The organism is Streptomyces sp. NPDC025273, assembly GCF_040638585.1.
Lineage (GTDB): Bacteria > Actinomycetota > Actinomycetes > Streptomycetales > Streptomycetaceae > Streptomyces > Streptomyces cinereorectus.
In genome coordinates, this window is sequence record NZ_JBEZYP010000025.1 from 1 (window position 1) to 21,436 (window position 21,436).

Annotated in this window: 16 protein-coding genes; 6 read left to right on the forward strand and 10 right to left on the reverse strand. The window is 72.3% G+C overall.

The window, feature by feature from the left end; all coding sequences use genetic code 11:
* Positions 1–176: 176 nt before the first annotated feature.
* On the reverse strand, positions 177–1,220 hold the full coding sequence (locus AB0F38_RS28825) for a polyprenyl synthetase family protein (RefSeq protein ID WP_361899467.1): 1,044 nt from the start codon (positions 1,218–1,220) through the stop codon (positions 177–179).
* Positions 1,221–1,576: 356 nt separating this feature from the next.
* Here AB0F38_RS28825 and AB0F38_RS28830 point away from each other — a divergent pair, with 356 nt between their 5' ends.
* Complete coding sequence (locus AB0F38_RS28830; RefSeq protein ID WP_361899470.1) at positions 1,577–1,822, forward strand: hypothetical protein; 246 nt, start codon at positions 1,577–1,579, stop codon at positions 1,820–1,822.
* A gap of 44 nt (positions 1,823–1,866) precedes the next feature.
* Here AB0F38_RS28830 and AB0F38_RS28835 read toward each other — a convergent pair whose 3' ends face one another.
* From AB0F38_RS28835 to AB0F38_RS28850, 4 genes are all read right to left on the reverse strand, one after another.
* Positions 1,867–3,864 (reverse strand): BTAD domain-containing putative transcriptional regulator, encoded by a 1,998-nt coding sequence (locus AB0F38_RS28835; RefSeq protein ID WP_361899473.1) that lies wholly within the window; start codon positions 3,862–3,864, stop codon positions 1,867–1,869.
* Entirely contained in the window at positions 3,861–4,571 is a 711-nt protein-coding gene (locus AB0F38_RS28840; RefSeq protein WP_361899619.1) for an IclR family transcriptional regulator C-terminal domain-containing protein, read from the reverse strand. Before AB0F38_RS28840 ends, AB0F38_RS28835 begins: the two co-directional genes overlap by 4 nt.
* A 691-nt stretch (positions 4,572–5,262) precedes the next feature.
* The gene (locus AB0F38_RS28845) at positions 5,263–6,162 is read right to left on the reverse strand and encodes a LuxR family transcriptional regulator (RefSeq protein ID WP_361899476.1); all 900 of its coding nucleotides are present in this window, start codon (positions 6,160–6,162) and stop codon (positions 5,263–5,265) included.
* A gap of 53 nt (positions 6,163–6,215) precedes the next feature.
* Entirely contained in the window at positions 6,216–6,953 is a 738-nt protein-coding gene (locus AB0F38_RS28850; protein WP_361899478.1) for a hypothetical protein, read from the reverse strand.
* Between the two features lie 463 nt (positions 6,954–7,416).
* Between AB0F38_RS28850 and AB0F38_RS28855 the strand changes: the two genes are divergently transcribed.
* Both AB0F38_RS28855 and AB0F38_RS28860 read left to right on the forward strand, forming a co-directional pair.
* Complete coding sequence (locus tag AB0F38_RS28855; protein ID WP_361899480.1) at positions 7,417–8,142, forward strand: 4'-phosphopantetheinyl transferase superfamily protein; 726 nt, start codon at positions 7,417–7,419, stop codon at positions 8,140–8,142.
* A 382-nt stretch (positions 8,143–8,524) separates the two neighbouring features.
* Positions 8,525–10,300, forward strand: a complete 1,776-nt coding sequence (locus tag AB0F38_RS28860) for a serine/threonine-protein kinase (protein WP_361899483.1) — start codon at positions 8,525–8,527, stop codon at positions 10,298–10,300.
* A 40-nt stretch (positions 10,301–10,340) separates the two neighbouring features.
* On the opposite strand, the gene AB0F38_RS28865 is transcribed toward AB0F38_RS28860, so the two are convergent.
* Complete coding sequence (locus AB0F38_RS28865; protein ID WP_361899622.1) at positions 10,341–11,801, reverse strand: helix-turn-helix domain-containing protein; 1,461 nt, start codon at positions 11,799–11,801, stop codon at positions 10,341–10,343.
* 371 nt (positions 11,802–12,172) lie between these two features.
* Here AB0F38_RS28865 and dnaN point away from each other — a divergent pair, with 371 nt between their 5' ends.
* The gene (gene dnaN / locus AB0F38_RS28870) at positions 12,173–13,291 is read left to right on the forward strand and encodes a DNA polymerase III subunit beta (RefSeq protein ID WP_361899486.1); all 1,119 of its coding nucleotides are present in this window, start codon (positions 12,173–12,175) and stop codon (positions 13,289–13,291) included.
* A 12-nt stretch (positions 13,292–13,303) separates the two neighbouring features.
* Here the strand turns inward: dnaN and AB0F38_RS28875 are convergent, their stop codons facing one another.
* Both AB0F38_RS28875 and AB0F38_RS28880 read right to left on the reverse strand, forming a co-directional pair.
* A complete protein-coding gene (locus tag AB0F38_RS28875) occupies positions 13,304–13,792 on the reverse strand; it encodes a hypothetical protein (protein WP_361899489.1) in 489 nt (162 codons plus the stop codon).
* 81 nt (positions 13,793–13,873) lie between these two features.
* Positions 13,874–14,764, reverse strand: coding sequence for a glycoside hydrolase family 19 protein (locus tag AB0F38_RS28880; protein WP_361899492.1), 891 nt, complete (start codon positions 14,762–14,764; stop codon positions 13,874–13,876).
* Positions 14,765–15,020: 256 nt separating this feature from the next.
* Between AB0F38_RS28880 and AB0F38_RS28885 the strand changes: the two genes are divergently transcribed.
* Both AB0F38_RS28885 and AB0F38_RS28890 read left to right on the forward strand, forming a co-directional pair.
* Positions 15,021–16,550 carry a substrate-binding domain-containing protein gene (locus AB0F38_RS28885; RefSeq protein ID WP_361899494.1) on the forward strand — a complete coding sequence of 510 codons (1,530 nt, stop codon included), beginning with the start codon at positions 15,021–15,023 and terminating at the stop codon, positions 16,548–16,550.
* A 92-nt stretch (positions 16,551–16,642) separates the two neighbouring features.
* Entirely contained in the window at positions 16,643–16,795 is a 153-nt protein-coding gene (locus tag AB0F38_RS28890) for a hypothetical protein (protein ID WP_361899497.1), read from the forward strand.
* A gap of 77 nt (positions 16,796–16,872) precedes the next feature.
* On the opposite strand, the gene AB0F38_RS28895 is transcribed toward AB0F38_RS28890, so the two are convergent.
* Complete coding sequence (locus tag AB0F38_RS28895; protein WP_361899500.1) at positions 16,873–17,694, reverse strand: SprT family zinc-dependent metalloprotease; 822 nt, start codon at positions 17,692–17,694, stop codon at positions 16,873–16,875.
* Positions 17,695–17,698: 4 nt separating this feature from the next.
* Complete coding sequence (locus AB0F38_RS28900; protein WP_361899503.1) at positions 17,699–21,403, reverse strand: type I restriction endonuclease; 3,705 nt, start codon at positions 21,401–21,403, stop codon at positions 17,699–17,701.
* Between the last annotated feature and the right edge of the window lie 33 nt (positions 21,404–21,436).

Genomic DNA, 21,436 nt, shown 5'->3' on the forward strand with positions numbered 1-21,436 from the left:
ACGAACCCGGATCCAGCAGCAGCTCGATGCGCTCCCGCGCCGTCAGCTTGCCCTTGGCATGCTGCGCCTCGGTCGCCCGGTCACTCGGTCCGCGCAGCGCTTCGGCGCGGATCACCGCCAGTTCGCCCCATGTTTCCCGTGGCATGTCCTACCCCTTGTCGTGTCTGCTGGTCGGGTCAGTGCCCCGCGTCCACCGTGCGGGCGACGCGTGAGTCGACGTAGTCGCACAGGGCGTGCAGCGACCGGTGCGCCGGCCCCGGCGGCAGCACGTCCAGCGCTGCCCGGGCCAGGTCGAGCCGCTGTACCAGATGGGCCTCGGCAGCCGCCGGGGCGGGCGAATCCTCGAACAGGCGCAGTGCGCGACGCCGGTCGTCCGGGTCCTCCAGCGGTCCGGCCGCGAGCAGTTCCCGCAGCTCGGCACCGGCCGGGCGCCGGTCCGCGGCGGCCAGGAGCACCGGCAGGCTGGGGGCCCCGGCGGCCAGGTCGGCGCCCTGCTCCTTGCCGGTGCTCGAGGCGGGCGCCACCAGGTCGAGGAGGTCGTCCGAGATCTGGAAGGCGATGCCCAGCTGGCGGCCGTACTCGGCGAGGGCGCGTCCGTACGCGGCCGGGGCACCCGCCCGCAGAGCGCCGGCCCCCAGCGCCATGGCGAGCAGGGCCGCCGTCTTGCCCGAGGCGACATGGAAGAAGTGGTCGACGGGGTCCTCGCCCTCGACGGGCCCCGTCATCTCGCGCAGCTGCCCCACGACCAGCTCGCTCGCCGCGTCGGCCTGGAACCGCACCATGTCCTGGCCCAGTTCGGCGGCGAGCCGGGCCGCGCGGGCCAGCAGCCAGTTGCCGCCGGCCACGGCGAGGCGCGCACCCCAGACGGCGTTGGCACTGGCCACTCCGTGCCTCAGCTCCGCCCCGTCCATCACGTCGTCGTGGTACAGGGAGGAGATGTGGACGAGTTCGGCGATCACGGCTGCCTCGACGACCCCGTCCCGCCAGGGCTCCCCGAACTCGGCGCCGAGCAGCACCAGCAGCGGGCGCAGCCGTTTGCCGCCGGCCGCCGCGATGTGGCCCGCCAGCTCGGCCACGCGTGGATCGGGTGCGTCCGCCGCGCAGCCCAGCAGACGCTTCTCGACGGCGAGCAGGGATTCCGCCGTCCGATCCCGGAACGACGGGTCGTGCGCCGCCATGTGGGCGAGCAGCTCGGAACCGGGCAGGGTGGTGACAGTCATGTGCTCGTCCTCTTCTCAGCGGGCTCGCGCCGTCGTGGAGGTGCACGGCGGGCACGACACGCATCGGACCCGACGGCCCGGACCCCGAAGGGGCCGGACCCCCGGCGTCCCGGCGGCACGGGGGGGATCGCCCGCCGGACAGGCCATGCTCCGCGATCGGGGCGAGCACTGCGCCTGATGCGTCCATGGAACTGCGAGCGCGGCACGCTCGGCAATACCCGCTTCAGGAAGCTGCCAGCAGACCGGGAGCCGGGGCCCAGGTATGCATCCGAGGAGCCGGAATATAGAAAACGCATAGGTATGTACCCAACCCTGGAGCCAACGCCCGGCAGGGGCGGTTCGAGGAGGAGGGACACATGGGCAAGGACGCCGCACCGGATCCGACCGAGGTGCCGGACACCGCGGCACCGACCGGGGCGCAGTGGCACGCGTGCCATCCACAGGATCCCGGCGAGGTCTGCGGCGGGGGCGGTCCCGCGGAGGAGATCGGGTACGCGGAGGAGGACCCGGCGGCGGACGACCAGGGGCTGCGCTGGGCGGCGTTGCTGGCGGCGTTCATCAACGACGTGCAGCCCCCTCCGCCCGGTCCCTCGGCCGACTGACCGCGAGGGCCGGCGTCAGGGGCGCCGCACGCGGCGGACGCCGGCTAACGGGCCATCAGCCGGACCAGCGGTGTGCACCGGTAGCGGTCCTGCGCCGGGAGCAGGCCGGACGGGCCGCCGGACGCAAGGGGAGGAAAGCCGCCCGGTGTCACCTCCGCGCCCACGTCGGCCGCCGCGCCCACTCGGGGCGCTCCGTCGGCGAGCTCCAGCAGACCACCTTCCACCAGGGCGTCCAGCGCCCTGCGGGCCCGGTCCTCGGACCAGTTGAGCAGCTGTGCGGCGCGGGCCGGCGAGAAGACGCCCGGCTCCGTCCGGGCCAGCGTGCGCAGGACCGGGCGCAGCGGCGGTTCGAGCCGCATGACGCCTGCCCGCAGTGCGGTCCACAGCTCGCGGGCCCCCTCCCCCCACTCGTCCGGCCGCACCTGTCCGTTCTCCAGCCCGTCCACCAGCCTGCCCACCGGCCACTGCGGGCGGGCGACCAGCCGGGCCGCACAGAACCGCAGCGCCAGCGGCAGTCCCTCGCAGAGCCCCAACAGCTTCACCGTGGCGGCCGGTTCGGCGTGGAGGCGCTCCGGACCGATACGGGAGGACAGCAGCTCCCGCGCTTCCGTGTCGTCGAGCCGACCGACCGGCACCGCCCTGACGCCCTCCATCGAGACGAGCTGCCGGCCACCGCTGATCAGGACCCGGCAGCCGGAGCCGCCCGCCAGCAGGGGCCGCACCTGTCGTTCGTCCACCGCGTTGTCGAGCACCACAAGGACCCGGCGACGGGACAGGGCACTGCGGTACAGCTGTACCCGCTCGTCCAGCGTGGCGGGCAGGTCTTCCGCCCGTACGTACATCAGCGCGCGCAGGAAGCTGCCGAGTACGTCCAGCGGATCCTTGGGGCGGCCGCCCTCGTGGCGCAGATCGATGTAGAGCTGGCCCTGCCGGAAGTCGTCCCGGCACACGTGCCCCGCGCGCACGGCCAGGGCCGAGGTGCCCACCCCGGCCGCGCCGGTCAGGACGACCCCCCGGTACGGACTGACACTGCTGCGCAACTCCTGTACGACACAAGTCAGTTCGGAACGTCGGCCGACGAACCCGGCCGCGTCCATCGGCAGCATCGCGGGAACCAGGCCGTTCCACGGACTGTGCGCGACGCGGCCCCGCCGCACACCGTCCGGCGCGGACGCACCCTGCGGTACGGGTACGGCCCCGGCGCGACGCACGGTCAGGGTGAGGGGTTCGGCGGCGGCGGGTCCGGGAAGCTCCTCCAGCAGCACCGCGCGGTGGAGCGCGCGCAGCGACGCGCCCGGGGCCACCCCCAGCTCCGCCTGGAGGACGCGGCGGCCCTGTTCGTACACCCGCAGGGCGTCCATCTGCCGGTCACAGCGGTACAGAGCGGTCATGAGGTGCCCGCGCAGCGACTCCCGGGCGGGGTTCTCCGCCACCAGCCGGGTGAGCTCCGGCAGAGCGGCGTCGTGTCTGCCCAGGGCGAGGACCGCCTCCATGTGGTGGTCCACCGCCCGTAGGCGTGCCTCCTCCAGCAGCGGCAGCTCGGTCCGGGCCAGGACCTCCGTCACGTCCGCCAGGGCGGGACCCCTCCACAGTCCCAGCGCGGGTTCGAGGCTCGCCGCGGCCTCCGCGTAGCGGCGCTGCGCCAGGTACTGGCGCCCCTGGTCGGCGAGCTGCTGGAAGGTCTTCCAGTCGAAGCCGGACTGCCCCAGGACCAGGCCGTAGCCGCGGTGTTTGCGCACCAGCCGGAGGCCGGGCTCGCAGCTGCGCCGCAGCCGTGAGATATAGGTGTAGAGCTGCGCGGACTTCGTCGCGGGCGGTGTGGCCCCCCACAGCAGTTCGGCGAGCCACAGATCGGAGACGAACCGTCCCGGCGCGATGAGGAGCGCGGCGAGCACGGTGCGCTGCTTGGCCGCGGTGAGCGGGATGCGGGTTCCGCGGGCCCAGATCTCCGTGGGGCCGAGGATTCTGAACTCCATCGGGGGCGCGGGCTCCTGCTGATGCGTCAGCGGGGTCCGCCACCCGCCCTGGTGGGGGGAGGTCATCCGTCAGACGCTTCACCCAGTCGCAGTGCCGCGTCGATCACGGCACCGCCGAACTCCCGGGCGGGCTCCCTGGTCAGCACCGAGGCCGGACCCGACAGGGAGAGCGCCGCGACCACACGGCCACCGGGACCCCGCACGGGAGCGGCCAGTGTGACGGCGTCGGTGTCCCAGATGCCGAAGCTCTGCGCCCAGCCACGGCGGCGCACCTGTGTCAGCGCGGCAGCGGTGAACCGCGCCCGGCTGACGCCCGCGTACAGCACCTCGGGGTGCTCCCAGGCGAGCAGCACCTGGGCGACCGCACCGGACCGCAGGGTGAAGGCGGTACCCACCGGCACCGCGTCCTTCCCGGCCGTGGGGACCTCCGCAGCGGCCACGCACAGCTGCCCGGCCTCGCAGCGCCGGTACAGCCGGGCACCGGCCCCGGTGCGGTCGCGCAGCTCCGCCAGCACGGTCCCGGCCAGGGTCAGCATGCGGTCACCGTGGACCACGACCGCCATCTCGCCCAGCCGGGGCCCGAGCTGGAACCGGCCTCTGGCGTCACGGGTGACCAGCCGGAGCCGCTCCAGCGCCAGGGCCAGCCGGTGGGCGGTGGGTCGGGTCAGCCCGGAGACCACGACGATCCGGGACAGCGATGCCGGGCCGTCCTCCAGCACGCTCAACAGCAGGGACGCCTTGTTGAGCACGCCCACCCCGCTGTCGTGGGGCAGGTCGAGGGCGGAGCAGGTCAAGGTGGTCATCGAACACCCTCCAGGGATTCGGCCGGCGCACCGGTCGGTTCGGCGTGCCGGGCGATGAGACGGACGTGGCGTCCGGGAAAGCCCCTCCGGGCGTGCCGGGCGGGAGCGACGCCGGTCCCGGTCATCCCGCGATCGTGGTCACCGGCGCAGCCGCGGACCGGACGCCCGGCCGGCGGGGCGCCCCGCCGACAGCGGGTCCGCGTGCTCGCGGCGCCGGCGCGGAGCGAGGGCGGCCCGAAGGCCCCCACGGCCGGCCCTCGCGGAGTCGTCCCGTCCGAGCCGCCGGAGCGTGCGACCCCGGCGACCGGAATCACCTCGTCCCCCGTGCGCGGGACGAGCGGGTCGCAACCGTGGGCGGCCTTCCGGCACGGGACCCGCACCTCGGTGTCCGCGCCCCGGCGAGGGCACGCTGCGTGACCTCCCGCCTGCGGCAGGACCAGCAGCCTCCGGCGGGACGTCGCAGCCCTGTGGCGGCGGAACCCTCCGCCGTCCGTGCCGGCCTTCATTCTGTTCGCACCTCGCGTCAGCGGTACTTCCTGGCGGTACTCCGCCGGGGCGCACAGGTGACCCCGGTCGACGCAGCCAGTTGTAGCCTTCCGCTTCCCGGCCCGACAACGGCAACTTCAGGAAGCTGCCAGCACGGACCGCCGCCTACGGTCCGTCAGGTCCCCTCGGAAGGTGGCGCCGAGGGCTGCCCCAGGCTCTCGATGCCGTTCAGCAGCCCGAGTTCAGCGGCCCTGACCCCCGCCTGGAAGCGGGAACTGGCGTCGAGCAGCGTCATGATCTCCGCGACGTACCGCCGGTAGGTGCGTACGGATACGATGAGTTCCCGTGCGGCGACCTCGTCGGTGACCCCGGCGCGCAGGGCCCCGAGTATCTGCCGGGCGAGATCGGTGCGGCAGTGGTCACCGAAGGTGATGCGCGCGTAGGCGGGCACCGCGTTGCGCCACACCCCCTCGTACAGCGTGCGGAGCGTGCTGATGACGTCGGGCACCTTGATGAGCGAGGCGCGGCGGCCGGTCGAGGACTCGGCAGAGACCAGCGCCACCGCTCCGTCCACGATCACGGCCTGCAGGGGTGGGACCCGGGCCACCCGGATCTCGATGGGGGAGCCCTTCGCGAGCTGCTCGCGCACGAAGTCCTCGTCGATCATCGCCGGCGAACACAGCAGCCGCAGGCGGACGGTCTCGGGCACCATGTAGGTCAGCTCACGCAGGGACCCCTTGGCCTCCGTACCGCAGCTCGGCCCCGAAGCCAGCACCACGTCCAGGGTCGACCGCGCCTGCAGCACCAGCTTGCGCGCCTCGCTCAGCACCTCCGCCCGCTGGCCGTCCACGGCGATGATCTGGTGGTCCCACGAGACCCTGTTGCGGTGCCGCTCCACCGTCGATTCGATCAGGGCCCGGACCTGGAGCAGCGCCTGCTCGATGGCGTCCTGCCCCTCCTCCGCCCTGTCCGGCCCGGCATCGGGCTGTCTGAGCGGTTCCTCACCGGCGCTCTTCGGTCCACGCCCTTCGTCGCCCACTGCACCCGGGCCCGTCGCAGGTGTCGTCCTGGTCATCTTCCTGTTGCCCCCGTTGATCCACTGCGGGTGTCACTGCACGGGCCGACGGGTCAGCACCGTTCCAGCAACCCCAGCTCCACCGCGCGAACTCCTGCCTGAAAACGGGAGTTCGCCCCGAGTACGCGCATGATCGCGGCGACATGGCGCCGGTAGGTGCGCAGGGACACGTCGATCTCCCGCGCGGCCACGTCGTCGGTGCGCCCCGCCCGAAGCTGCTCCAGGATCCGCCGCGCCAGTTCGCTGCGCAGACTGCGGTCCAGGCGGAGCTCGTCCGCGACGGGACGGGCCACGGCCCAGGCACCGGCGAAGAGCAGATCGAGTGCTCCGACCGCCGCCGGGTCGGTGATGACCGCCGCGTGCCTGCCACCCGTTCCGTCGCCCGACTGGACCAGAGCGGTCCGGCCGTCGACGATCAGCGCCTCACGCAGCTCACCGTTCGTCATGCGCACTTCGAGCGAGGTGTCGGCGAACCCCTGCCGGCAGTCGGCGGACAGTTCGAGCGCCCGGCCTGCGGCGAGCAGGCGCACCGCCAGCTGACCCCGCCTTCTCGGGGTCGTGGGCGGGGCCACGGCCCCGGCCACCGCCTTGATCACCACGGCCGAGTGCTTCCAGTTGCCCGTGACCGCGAGATGGGCCGAGTACTTCGCACCCGCCATGACCCGCTTCACCGCGTTGTCCACCGAGCCGTCGTCCGCACGTACCAGCAGCGACGCACCGCCGGGCCGGCTGCGATGCAGCGACACCGAGGACTCGATCAGCGCCCGCGCCTCCAGCAGCGCGCGCTCCACGGAATCAGCACCGCACACACCGTCAGGCGCATCCGTCACCACCGAACCCATTCCGCTCCCTCGTTCACTAATATGCCAGACGGGAAACAATCACCCGTGCTGGATTCATTCCCCAAAGGGCACCGCAGAGCCAAAGGATGTTGACCGATAAATCGATTGCGTTTCCCTTGGGGCACTAACGCGCCAACGTCCAACTTTCCCAGACATTAGATCTCGGACGTGAACCAGTCAACGGCCGCCCGGCACAAGCGGACGGATCGAGTCCGCGATTTCACCTCCAGCCGGTCCCGACTCCACCCAGTGGCACGAAAATGTCACCAAGCTGCATCCTGGCCGTCTATTCGAACCCTTCACATTCCGCTTACCCTGCGGTATGTGATCACGAGATCACGGAGCGGAGTCGAGGGTGTCCGGTAGAGGCCATCCAGCACTGGAACGCGATGGGCCCGCCTACCCTCCCCCAATGACCGAATCCCACGCTCCGGCAGCGACCGAAGTGACCGTTCGATGGTGGCTGTCGGCCGCGGAGAAGCCCGATCCGGCCGATCTCGCCCTCCTGGACCCGGGCGAGCGCGACCGGCTGAGCCGCCTCGAAAACCCCGCCGCGGCAGCTGAGTTCGCCGCCGGCCGCGCGGGGACCCGGCGCGCACTGTCCGAGCTCCTCGACGCCGATCCGGCGAAGATCGAACTGGGGCGGCTTCCCTGTCCCGGCTGCGGGAACCAAAGGCATGGACCACCGGCGGTGGTCAGCCCTCCGAACCCCTACCGGATCAGCCTCTCCCACTCCGCGGGGTGCTGCATCCTCGCGGTCGCCCGGGTCCCGGTCGGCGTCGACGTCGAGCGGGTACGCGTCCTGGACACGGACTCGATGGGGCAGGTCGCGCTCACCGCGGCCGAGCGGCGTCATGTCCGCGACGCTCCGTCAGGAATCGAACGGAGCAGGGCGTTCCTGCGCTGCTGGACCCGGAAGGAAGCGGTGCTCAAGGCGGTCGGCATCGGCCTGGCCGCCGACCTGAGGAGCATCGAGACCCACCCGGATCACCCGGACCCCGCCAGGGTCGCGGCGGGTGTCCCGGGCACCCCGGACGCGTGGGCGGTGCGGGATCTCGGATTGTCGACGGACTGGGTTGCAACCGTGGCGGTACCGCACAGCGTCTCCATAGGCGTGAACACTCTCCGCCGAGGCTGACCGAGCCGAAATATTCCGACAGTCCCCGCCCGCCACTCCGCAATACGTCCCCTGCCCGCAATGCCGCGTTTCACGTGCGGACTGCCGGCCGTCGCTCCGGCGAATCCATTTATTACCTGCGGGTAGCACAATCATCTCGCGGATAATCGCCGCGGGAGTTCGGCATGCGCAAAACTTCGACGACCGGAAAGAATGCGCGCGCAGCCTCTCTTGTACCCGCGGGGCGAATAACGAATCACCCGTCCGGGAACCGCCGGGCGGGTACCCGTTTCCGCCGACGAAGGTGCCGGGAACGCGGCGTCCGGCCCTCGGTCCGGTCCGCGGAGCCCGCCGCTATTCTCGTCCTCGGTCGGCCACGACCGCACGGGGGAGGAAGAGCACCATGGAGAAGCTGGGCTCCGGCGATCCGCAACGCATCGGCACCTACCGCCTGCTGGGCCGGCTCGGCGCGGGCGGGATGGGCAGGGTGTACCTGGCCCGCTCCGACCGCGGACGCACCGTCGCCATCAAGCTGGTCCGTCCCGAGCTCGCGGCGGAACAGCAGTTCCGCGACCGCTTCCGCGCGGAGGTGCGGGCCGCCCGCCGGGTCGGGGGTTCCTGGACCGCGCCGGTGCTCGACGCCGACACCGACGCCACGGTGCCGTGGGTGGCCACGGGCTACGTCGCCGGCCCGGCGCTCCAGCGGATCGTCTCGGGCCGTCCGGGCGTCCCGGTGTCCGAGTCGGGGGCGTACGGGCCTCTCCCCGAACGCTCCGTCCGCATCCTGGCGGCCGGGCTCGCGGGTGCCCTGCAGGACATCCACCGCGCCGGGCTGATCCACCGCGACCTGAAGCCGTCCAACGTCCTGATGACGATCGACGGGCCCCGGGTCATCGACTTCGGCATAGCCCGGGCGCTGGACACGGTCACCGACGGTGGTCTCACCCGTACCGGGGCGCTCATCGGCTCGCCCGGTTTCATGGCGCCCGAGCAGGTCCGGGGCGAGCGGGTGACGACGGCGTGCGACGTGTTCTGCCTCGGCTCCGTCCTCGCGTACGCGGCCACCGGCAGGCTTCCGTTCGGCGCGGCGGACAGCGGGGTCCACGCGCTGATGTTCCGGATCGCGCAGGAGGACCCGGACCTGACCGGCGTACCCGTGGACCTGGTCGAGCTGATCCGGGACTGCCTGGCCAAGGACCCGGGGGCGCGGCCCTCCACGGACGCCGTCCTGGAGCGGCTGGGCGAGACCGGGACCGCGGAGCCCTGGCTGCCCGGTGCGCTGATCGCCCAGCTCGGGCGGCACGCGGTGGAACTGCTGGACTCCGAGGACCCGGAGGAGGGACCGCACCAGCCCGCCGGACAGGCCCCGGTGGCCCCGCACGCCCCCCACCCGGTGACAGCCCCGGGTGCTCCGGCCGCCCCGCACCCCCCGGGGGCGCCTCAGCGACTGCCCGGCGCCGCGCACGCGCAGCCCACCCTCGCCGGACCGCCTCCGCCCCTGCGGACTCCTCCGCCGCCCTCCTACGGCTACCCGCGGCAGCCCGCCCCGGGGTACGGCACCGGCTACGGGCCCACCGCGCCGTACGGCCCGCCCCACTTCCCCGTTCCTCCTCCCGCGCCGCGGCGCCGCCGCGCGACGGGACCGACGGTGCTGCTGGTCGCGGTCGCCCTGCTCGTCGCGATCGGGGCCGGCTGGTCGGTCCACACCTTCATGAGGGACGGCGACGGACGCACCACGACCTCGCCGACCCCCACCTCGACCGGGTCCCACTCCCCCTCCGGCCCAGGCCCCTCCCCCGACGGGGAAAGCGGTACGGGCGTCATCCCCGAGGGCTACCTGGGCACCTGGTCCTCCGCCATCGAGGGCGACGGCGGACGGTCCACCCGCCGGCTCGTCGTCCAGCAGGGCGAGGTGGGCGACACGGTCCTGTCCCTCACCGCCGACGGGCCGCTCGGCACCGGGGGCTCGTACCACTGCGTGTTCCAGGCGCCCCTGGAGACCGAGCCCGCCCCCGGCTCCTCGGTCCGCATCGGCTCCTCCGAGGTCACCGTCGGCGAACCGATGACGTCGTGCACCCCGGGCCGGCCCACAGTCCTGACCCTGCTGCCCGACGGCAGCCTGCGCCGTGAGATCGCGGACACCGGCGAGAGCCTGACGTACACGAAGACCTCGGGCTGACCCTCCCCGGCCGTACGGCGCCGGTTCCCCGTCCCGGGACTCACGGTGACGAGAGGTCCACCGCCCTGAACGCGAGCCACAGGTGGTGGCGCGCGCTCGGCGTCCGGAGCAGCGAGCGGCGGAGCACGGCTTCCAGCCGGGTGAGGCGTTTGCGCACCCCGGGCACCGAGATGCCCAGCTCGGCCGCGGTCGGGCCCAGTCGGGCCTCGCACCGCAGCCAGGTGCGCACCGTCTCCTGAGCGGTGGGGCCTGCCGGGGCGAGGAGGCCGAGCTGCTGGGACGCCCACTCCTGGACGCCGGGGCCGCGCAGGATCGCGTCGAGGTCCGCCGGGGTGCCGGTGCCCGGGTCGCCGGGGCGGCGCGGTGCGGGGGTGGACCTGATGCAGAGGGCCAGGTCCAGCGCCGCCTGGTCCGCGACCCGGTGGAGGTCCAGGCCGAGCAGCTCGCCGATCACCCTCAGGCGCGCGGCCAGGGTGTTGCGGTGGATCTTCAGGTGCTGGGTGGCGTGGGAGGAGAACGCCAGCCAGGAGGCGAGGGTCGCCGCGAGCTCCTGGCTGCCCGGGTCCTGCGGGCGGCGCGGCAGATGGGTGAGGAGCGGCCCGAGCAGCGCGTCGGCCCACCGGGCCCCGGCGCCGCCGACGACCAGGGCGGGTTCCGGCGACGAACCGAACCTGGCGTGACGGCCGGGGAGTCCGCGGGCGACCGCGAGTGCGTGGAAGGCCTGCCGGTAGGCCGTCGCCGTGTCGGACAGCTGCACCTCCTCGCTGACTCCCACGACGCAGTCGTCCACCAGAGCCGCGACGGTCGCGCCGACCGCGGCACCGTCCGCGGGCCGCTCCGGTCCCGCCTCGTCCCCGGCCGGCGTGATCAGGACGAGATGACGGGCGTACACCGGGCAGCGCACGATCCAGGTCCTGCCGCCGGAGGCGTCCGCGCAGATCCGGGCCACCTCCTCGCGCCGTCCGCCCGAGCACTCGACGACACAGACGCGCACCGGGTCGGGGAGTCTCGGCCGCAGGGCGCCGGCCACCTGGCGGGCGATGGAGAGCTGACCCGTCATCAGGAGGTGCAGCACCGCCTCCCGGCCCCTCGACTCGGCGAGGTCGACCCGGCGCCGTTTGCGTTCGACGCTCTCCGCCGACCAGGACAGGGCCAGGGGCATCGTCGCGTCGGCCAGCAGCGCGGCCAGTCCGCCGGGCAGGGGCCGGGGCGCGACGACGGCGAGCACCGTGCCCCGGGGGCCCGACGTGGTGTCGAGGGGGAGGATCAGGGCGGTGCACCCGTCGCGGTCGAGCGAGTAGGCACCGGCGCCCCGGGCGGTCAGCTCCCGCGCCCCCTCGGCGGCGAGCCCGGCGGCCTCGAACCCCGGCCACCGGGTGTTCCCGGCCATGGCCTGGAGCACCGTGCCGTCCTCGTCGACGATCCCGGCCCAGCCCTCGGCCCGCTGGGCGAGCCGGCGCAGCACCTCCGGTGAACCGCCCCTCCTCGCCAGCCGGTACATCCGCAGCAGGTCGTCCGCCCGTTCCCCCGCGCGCACCCGTCCTCCGTTCCTGGCCGAAAACCGGAGTGCAGGCTACTGGTCCGGCTGTGCGGTTCGATACCCCGCACCCGCCTCGCAGGGCGAACTGAATCTCCCCGGCCGCCGCCCCGTCCCCCTAGAGTCCCCAGGGTGTTCCGGGAGTGCCGGGTGACGTCGGGGGGGCGTCGGAGGCCCGGATCCGGGGCGCGCCGGAGGGCGTCGGGGGGGGCGTCGGAAGGGTGCGGCGGCAGCGGCTCACGGGGGTGGTCGCTGTCGTCGGCCGCCGGCCGGTGTCAGTGGTGCCGCATAGCGTTCGTCCCGACCGTGTCGTATGCCGGACGAGAGAGGCCGCCGTGGAATTCCGCATGGAGCGTGGCGCACTGACCGATGCCGTGGCCTGGGCCGCCCGGGTGCTGCCGGCCCGGTCCCCCGTTCCCGTACTGGGCGGGCTGCTGCTCGACGTGGCCGACGGCCGACTGCGGGTCTCCGGACTGGACTTCGAGGCCTCGGCCCGGGTCGAGGTGGAAGCGCACACCGTGCGGTCCGGGCAGGTGCTCGTCATGGGGCGCCGGCTGCTGGACATCTGCAAGGTGCTGCCCGACGGGCCCGTGCAGTGCGCGGTGGAGGGCTCGCGGTGCACGGTGTCCGGGGGCGGTGCCCGGTTCGGGCTCTCGGTGCTGCCGCTGGACGACTACCCCGCGCTGCCGCCCCTTCCCGAGGTCCGCGGGCTGGTGGACGCCGCGGAGTTCAGCGCGGCGGTCGCCCAGGTCACGGTGGCGGCGGGGCGGGACGACACCCTGCCGGCGCTCACCGGGATCCGGATCGGGCTCGACGGTTCCACCATGACGCTGGCCGCCACCGACCGGTACCGCTTCGCGGTGCGCACCCTGCCCTGGCGGGCGGCGGCGCCCGACGCGACGGCCGAAGTCGTGGTGTCGGCCCGCCGGCTGGCCGAGATCGCCCGCTCGGTGGGCCGCCCGGGCCGAGTCAGCGTCGCCCTGGACGCGGGTTCGGCAGGCTTCGAGCACGCCGGTATGCGGACGACGGTACGCCTCCTGGACGGCCGGCTGCCGCGCCACGACAAGCTGTTCGCCCTGGCGGATCCCACGGTCGCGGTGCTGGACCGGGCCCGGCTGCTGGAGGCCGTGAAGCGCGTCTCCGTGGTCGCGGACGGCGGCAGTCCGCTGCAGCTGACCTTCTCCCCCGGCCCGGACGGCTCGGTGCTGCTGCAGGCGGGCTACGAGGACGACATCGCGTCCCAGCGGCTGCCCGCCGTGTGGGAGGGCGCCGAGGAGATGACGGTGGCCTTCAACCCCGCGTACCTCATGGACGCCTTGTCCTCCTTCGAGGATCCGACGGTCCGGATGAGCCTGATGGGGCCGGGGCAGCGCGCCATGATCACCGGCGGGGACGGTGCGGACGCCCCCGCGCACCAGCATCTGCTGATGTCCGTGAAGCCCGCGCTGCTCTGACCGGGACCGCCCTCACCGCAGGGTCGCCGTCCTCCCGACGGCGGCGAGCAGCCGGACGGGGAACTCGGGGTCGGCCTGGCCCACGGTCGGTCCGAGCCACCGGCCGCCGGCCTGCGACGCGTCCGGCGAGGGGTGCCAGACCTGCATGCCGCCCGCCAGATTGCAGAGCCGGCCCATCGGTTCGGGGGCGGGCGCACCCTCCCGCAGGTACGGCCGGAGGTCGACGGTCCCGGGCTCGCCCCAGCGCTCGGTGAGCGCGGTGGCCAGGGCGCCGAATTCGTCCTCGGTCTCCCGCTCGGCCGGTTCGACGCGCTCCGGGGACCGGTCGTCCCAGAAGTCCTGGCTCGCCCGCAGGATCAGCAGGTGGTGTCCGGGGCCGCTGCTGCGTACGCCGCTGTCCTCGCTCTCCTCCCCGGCCGGGAAGGGCAGGGTGAGGAGGTGCTCGATCCGGGCGAGCCGGTCCTCGGTGCTCGCGGACGGCGTGCCGCGTGATCCTGCCAACAGCCCCTCCCGGGGCACGAATCGGAGGGCGTACCGGGCCGGAGCCGGGCACGCCCCCCGTTCCTCGGGGTGGGGCCGAGTTCAGCAGCTCAGGTTCGAGCCGGGCGTGGTGCCGAGGATCTGGACGAACGCCTTGTACGTGTCGATGCGGCTCTGGACCTGTGCGGGGTTGCCGCCGTTGCATTCGATGCTGCCGTTGATCGAGCGGATCGTCTCGCCGAATCCGGCGCCGTTGACCATGGCGTTGTGGGGCGTCATGGTGCCGGGACCGGACTGGGTGTTCCAGTACCACAGCCCGGTCTTCCAGGCCACGGACGCGTTCTGCTCCACCTGCCAGGGGTTGCCCAGCAGGTCGATGCCGAGCGCGTCACCGGCGGCCTTGTAGTTGAAGTTCCAGCTGAGCTGGATCGGGCCGCGGCCGTAATAGGCGGCCTGGCCGGCCGGGCAGCCGTAGGACTGGCTGGTGTCGCAGTAGTGGGGGTAGTTGGCGGTGTTCTGCTCCACGATGTGGACCAGTCCGCCGGTCTCGTGGCTGACGTTGGCGAGGAACGCCGCCGCCTCCTGCTTCTTGACCGTGTCGCTTCCGGTGCCGGCGAAGCCCGGGTAGGCGCTCAGGGCCGCGGTGAGGCCACCGTAGGTGTAGAACGAATTCCGGTTCGGGAACATCTGGTTGAACTGGGACTCGCTGACGACGAAGCCCGAGGGGTCCGGCTGGCCCGGGTCCGTACCGCCGGAGCCGCAGCTGCCCTGGTCGGCCCAGACGTCGGCCCTGCCCGGGGTCTCGTTCTGCGTCCACCACCTCGCGGACCAGTTGTGCCCGTTGTACGAGGCCGCGCCACCGCCCCAGTAGACGGAGGAGGAGTTCCAGGCAGGAGCGCATGCGGCGGCCGAGGCCGTGGTGGCGGGGAGAAAGACGAGCATCGCGACGACCGCGCCCAGCGCGGTGATCAGGCTCATGACACGTTTGATCACGTGATCACTCCTTCGGTGCGGCGCGGGCGTGCGCCCGCGCCGCCATGGGGGTACCGCCACTCAACCGTCGATGGTCTGGACCTGTCAAGGTCTAGACCAGAATCGGCAATCCCCCTTCGTCCTTCAACTTCCCTTGCACGCAAGCTTGTTGAACGCCGGGCGAACTTCACCGTAAGGAATCCGGCAACCCGGCCGCCCCTGGCCGACACGTCGTACGGTGACGCGAACCGGCCCACCGCACCCCGAGGGAACAGCCATGGCGTGGTTCGACCCCGAGAACGTCATCGCCGTCCTCACCGCCGCGCTGGGTGTGGCGACCTCCGCGGGCGTGCTCTGGTACGAACGCCGCGTCCCGCGCCGCAAACGCATCGGCTACCGCGTCCAGATGGACACCCCGATAGGCAGCGGCGTCAGCCAGGGCCGCGCCAACGTACGGCTCGGGCTCTTCAGCGAGACCCCGGACATGGCCGACGCCACGCTCGTCCTGCTGCGCGTAGAGAACGACGGCTCGCAGTCGATCGCGAACGACGACTACACCGGGCAGGGCGAGCAGCTGCACGGCCTCACGGCCGAGTTCACCGGCCGTACCGTCCGCGGCGTCGCGGTGACCCACTCCCCCGGCGCCGACCATCTGATGGACCACTTCACCCCGGCGGCCGGGCTGCGGCACACGGGGGCACTCATCCGGCTGCCGCGCGTCCCGCTCAACCGCAACGAGCACTTCAAGCTCCTGGTCCTGCTCACCGGAGCGAACGTGGGCAGTCCGATCAGGGTGACCGGAGGCATCCGGGACGGCGAGGTGTCCCCGAACACGGCACTGCGGCCGGACGAGAAGCCCCCCGTCTTCGGCCGCTCCGCCAGGATCATCACGGTGGCCCTGACGATCTGCGTCGTCACGCTCGCCTCGATCATCCTCGTACGGAACACTCCCCCGCCGCCGATCGAGTGCGCCCCGGGCAGCCTGACGGTCACCGGCTCCACGGCGTTCGCTCCGGTCCTGGAAGCGGCGGAGAAGGAGCTGGAGCGCAAGTGCGACGACGTCCGCATCGAGGTGCGGGCGAGCGGCAGCGCCGAAGGTCTGCGCCGGCTCGTCGGCGAGGGGGCGAAGCCGGGGAACGCCGACAGCACCGTCGCCCTCTCCGACGGCGTGAGGCCCGAGGCGTACACGGAGCTGAGCGAGACCCCCGTCGGCATCTCGCTCTTCCACCTGGTCGTCAACGACCACGTCGGGGTGCGGAACCTCGACCTCGGCACCATCCGGAAGATCTTCCGCGGCGAGATCCTCAACTGGGAGGAGATCGGCGGCCCCGACATGACGATCAAGCTGATCAGCAGGGACGCCGGCTCCGGCACCCGCGAGGTGTTCCGGCGCCGGGTGCTGGGCGGCAGCGAACCCACCTTCTCCTCCCGCGACTGCACCACCAGGAGCGCCCCGGACGTCCCCTACATCCGCTGCGAGCTCGACGGCACGGAGGAGGTCCTGTCCACGGTCGCCAGGGTCAGGGGGGCGATCGGATACGGCGAGCTGCGCGAGGGCAGGGACACGAAGGGGCTGCACCCACTGGCCATGGACGGCGCCCTCCCGTCCATCGGGACCATCGGCTCGTCCTCGTACCCGTTCCGCGAGACCGAGTACGCCTACACGTACGGACGCCCGCCGGCCGGCTCGCCCGCCGCCGGCTTCCTGGACTACCTGAGCCGCGGCGGCGGCCAGGACATCATGCTCGACCACGGCCACCTGCCGTGCGCCACCCCGGAGGGGATGGCGCTGTGCGCCGGGGAATGAAACCCATGGCCCGGGGTGTCCGCCGGGTAACGGAACTGCACCACAGCGTGCTGTCCCCGCGCCCGGACAGGCCTCTGTACGAGGATCCGATGGTGAATCAGCTGGCATATGACGACCCATCACACACCGGACCGGAGAACGCCGGAGCCCGCACGGTGCAGATGAAGGGCGCCGACGGGCTGTCCATCACCTGGCCGGGCTCGGACGAGGACGACGCACCGTTCACCTACCGGCGCACCGGCTGACCCCGGACGGAGACTCGTGAGGCTCCCGGCAGTCGCTGCCGTGGGCTTCACGGACGCCCAGCCCGGTCCGCCGCCCCTCAGGCCCCGAGGTCTCCCATCCATACCCTCCGGCCCAGCTCGTCCAGCTCTGTTTTCAGCCGGTGGCACTCCGGCAGCGCTCTGCCCAGCAGCCGCCAGTAGTCCGGGCCGTGCCCGGACACGCGGACGTGGGCCAGCTCGTGTGCAACCACGTAATCGACCAGGACGATCGGCAGTTGGAATGTGGCCCAGTGCAGGGAAATCACTCCCGCACCGTCCGAACCGGCCCGATAGCTTCCCCACCGGTGCCCCAGGTCGCGCACCCTGACCACCGGCTCAGGCACATCCATCCGGCCTGCCCACGGCTGGAGCCGCCCTCGCATCCAGCGCTGCCCGGCCCGGCTGTACCAGTCGGCGAGCGCCTTCCGAGCCATAGCGGGATCGGCCGCGAGCGCGCTGTCCAGCCGCAGCCGGCCGGCCACCAGCCGGACACCGGGAGCGGAGCCGCCCTCAGTCTGTGGCAAAAGTCCTTCAGGCCCGGCACCGACGACAAGGAGCCGGTAGTCACGCCCCAGGTAGCGATGGATCTCACCGTCCTTGAGGCTGCGGACGGGATGCAGTTGCTTGCGCTCCTCACTGAGGCGGGCCTTGTCGTCGATCCAGCCGCCGCTGCCACGTACGAACGCCTCGGCACGCCGGACCTCGCACCCCTGCGGCACATGCAGGGTGAGGGACCTGTCCCGCTCGACCGTCAGGCCCAGACGGCGGCGGCGAAGACTGATCCGCACGCGCAGCTCCCGTCCGTCGACGGCAAGCGTCCCGTCCTCGGTGAGAACGGGTTCACCGGGGCGAGGCGCGGGGCCGGCGGGCAGAGACGTCATGCACCTATTCTCTCCGTGCCTCGGCCCGGAACGACTCCAGGTGCTGCGCGGTGTACCCGGCGAGTGTCGACGCGAGCCTCTCGACTTCCTTCCGACCCTCGCCCCGGTACCGGTAGCCGGCCTTGCGCAGCCGCTCGTAGAGGCGCGCCTCCAGCATGGTGATGTGCGCGTCCTCACCGCCGAACGAGGCCAGCCGCACCCGGTCGGTGATCTCTTCGTACATCTCCGCGACAAGGTTGCGCAGCTCCTCGGGTGAAGGGTCGTCGAAGAGCTCGCTCTCCGCCAGCTTCTCGCCGAGCAGCACATGGAGCCGCTGCTCCATAGGTGTCAGGTCGGCCACGGCCGGATCGATCCGCTCGGCGCGCACGGCCCGCTCGACCAGGGGACCGAGCTCGCGGCCGATGACGTCCCAGCGTCCCGCGAACTCCTGCAGCACCCGCTCGAGCTCCACGGAGAGCTGCCGGTACACCTCCCGGTCCTCCACCGCCTGGCGTTCCTCCAGGTGGTAGCGGAGGGCCTGGACCTGCTCGGCCGCCGCCTCACGGACCGGGAGGTCGCCGACGACCTCGGCGAAGTCCGGGGCGAGGATCGACACGGGTGGAATCGCCTGCTCCACCGCCTGCGCTTCGAGGTGATCGGCGATGAGCGCACGCACCTTGCGCCCGTAGCCGCGCATGACGAACCCGCCACCGGTGTCGTCCCGGTAGTGGCGGCGTACGCGCATCTGGAGCACGCTCCACGTCCGCGCGTCCGGCAGATGATCCAGCGCGTCCTCGTGCGGCAGCACCCGGTCCACCGCCCCCAGGAACGCACCGAGCTTCTCGTCGAAGCGTGCCCTTCGCGCAGGATCCGCGAGGGCGAGCACCGCGCGTCCCAGGCCCGCCCGGGTGGTGAGACTGTCCGCGTCGATTCCCTCCCCCGCCAGGAAGGCACGGAAGGCCTCCGCCGTACGGCCGAGCTCGGGAAGCTCCTCGGTCATGCTGCGCAGCGAGTCGAGAGCGGGCGGGTTGCCCTGGTAGGCGGCCAGGGTCACGGCAAGGTTGTTGAGGACGCCGTAGTAGTCGACGACCAGACCCTCGGTCTTGCGGCGGGCGGGCCGGTTGACGCGGGCGATCGCCTGGAGCAGCTCTGCGTCGCGGATCGGCCGGTCCAGGTAGAGCACCTGCTCAACAGGTGCGTCGAAACCGGTGAGCAGCATGGACTTCACGATGAGGAAGGCGACAGGAGGCGGGGCCGCCTCCTCCTTCGTCTCCCAGACCAGATCGCTCCAAGGATTCATACCGGAACCCGCGGTGGCCACCCCGCCGGCCGGTACGGGATCCGGTTCCACGGGAGGCGTGGTGGCCCAGGGGTTCTCCGGCGGCAGCTGCGGGAAGGGGGCCAGGAAGCGGGCGATGTGCTCGCGCTGCCTGCTCTCGTCGGTCCACTCGCGCCACAGACCGTCCTTCTGCTCCGAACCCGCCGAGATCACCGGGACGAAGTCGATGCGCCGCAGCACCTCCTGGAACTGCCAGGCACGCAGAAGCAGCGATTCCTCCCGGGTGTAGGACTCCGGGGCCCGCCCCCTCAGACCCTCCCGGCGCCCAGTGCGGTCGAACTCCGCGACCCGTGAGAGCAGTTCGGCACGGGCGTCCCGCAGTGCGTTCCGGTACAGCACAGCGGCCCGCCTGCTGACCACGGCGACCTGGGCCTTGAAACCGCCGGTCAGCGGACCGGTGACGTAGTGCTCCAGCATATCGACGGCCTTGCGCCGGATCAGGGGCGCCGACTCGGCCACGGCCCGCTTGGACGGTGTTCCGTACTTCTCCCGCACCCGCGCCCGCTCGGTCTGCTCCAGCGGTTCGATGAGGTCCTCGAAGCACTCGTCCAGCTGCTCCTTGTCGCGCACCTCGGCACTGGTGGCCCGGCCCTCGTAGCGCACAGGCACGACGACCTTGTCGCGTTCGGCCTCGGCCATGCGATACGTGTCGAGGAACTCCGGTGCCCCGCCCGGCTCGGTGCTCGGTTCCAGGCCGAAGATGCGCCCGGTGTCGGTGATTCTGCCTTCCATGAGCGGAGTGCCCGTGAATCCGACCCTGGCCGCGTTGGGCAGGGCCTTACGCAGACAGGCATGCAGAACGGAGGTGTGGGAGCGGTGGGCCTCGTCGACCAGGACGAGGACACGGTCCGAGTCACTGCACTCGGGGAAGATCCGTGCGGCCTTCTTCAGCGTCTTGTCGTCCGGAGTGGGATCGGCGATCTCCTGCGCGCTCTCGCCCGCTGCGGCCCTCTTCCTCCCCGCTTCGAAGTTCTCGTCCAGCGCCCGCTCCTCGTCCGCAGCCGCGTCATCGGCCCCAGCCTTGCCTCCGACCAGATCACCGAGGAACTTCTGGATCGTCGCGAAGATCACCGCCCGCCCGCCGGAGCGTCCTGCCCGGCGCAGCATCTTCTCCAGATCCGTCCGGGAGGTGGCCTCACGCACCTCCGATTCGCTCAGGCCGACGGCCTTGCGCAGTTGCCGCTGGAGGTCGTTGCGGTCCGTGACGGCAATCAGCGTGATGCGATTCAGCTCGGGGTCCGGGCTCTTGTGCAGGCGCCTGGCCAGGAACTGCATGGTGAAACTCTTGCCCGCGCCCTGGGTGTGCCAGATGACACCGCCACGCCTGTCGATGTCCTCGCCGGTCAGGGCCCGGCTGCGCCGCGTCCGCAGCCGCTCGACGATCTTCTCCGTCGCCCGGTACTGCTGATGGCGGCAGACCACCTTCGCCGTTCGGGGGCCCTTCGCCCGGCCCCTGTTCGCCCCGGTACTCCTGTCGTCGCCCAGCGGCAGCTCGAAGACGTAGTGCCGGACGATGTTGAGCAGGTTGCCGGGCTTGAGGACGATCGCGGCCAGCTGCTGCTGGAGGGTCGGCCGGTCGGCGGCACCGAGGAGCGCCCAGCCGCGCAGCTCCCGGCGGAGCGCCTCCAGAGTCTCGTAGTCCGAGGTGATGCTGCGCCACAGTGCGTAGTGCTCCTCGTCGGAGGAGTACGTTCCCAGGGCCGCGTCCGTGCCGTCGGCGGCCACCAGCAGCTGTACGGGAGCGAAGAGATGCGGTATTCCCCGCAGTGCGCCCGGTCCCCTGCGGGTGTCGTCGTCGACCGGCCGCCCGGTGTAGGCGCGCAGGTCACGGATGGCGTTGCCGAGCGGGTCCCTTACGTCCGGCGACTTGCACTCGATGACGACGAGGGGGATGCCGTTCACGAACAGGACGAGATCCAGCACGGCCGGCTTGCCGTCCGCGTCGCAGACCCGCAGCTGATCGACGACCAGGTAGTCGTTACGGGACAGGACTTCCGCCCGGCTGCCCTCCAGCGCCTCGTACGACCAGTCGACGAACTCCGTCTTCACGTCCTTGCCGTCCGGACCCGGCTGGAGGACGCCGTGGAGCAGGAGTTCGGTCGCCTCCCGGTTGGCCTGCGGCAGCGACTGCGCCGACACATGACGGGCGGCGGACCGCAGCGCCGTGACGGCCGTAGCGGTGTGCGCGTCCTGCTCCATCCACGGCGACGACCGGCGTACGGCTGCCCGCAGCCGGCGCTCCAGCAGCACGTCCCTGAAGTCGTCCCGCTCCCCGTCGCTCTTCAGCCGGGCACCCTGGATGTGCTGCCATCCCATCGCTTTGAGATGCGCCAACAGCGGCCACTCCGCCTCGACCTGCTCGATCGTCCCCCCGCCCGCCTCGGCAGCCATGCCCCCGCGCCTCCCCTGCGTACCGACGTACCG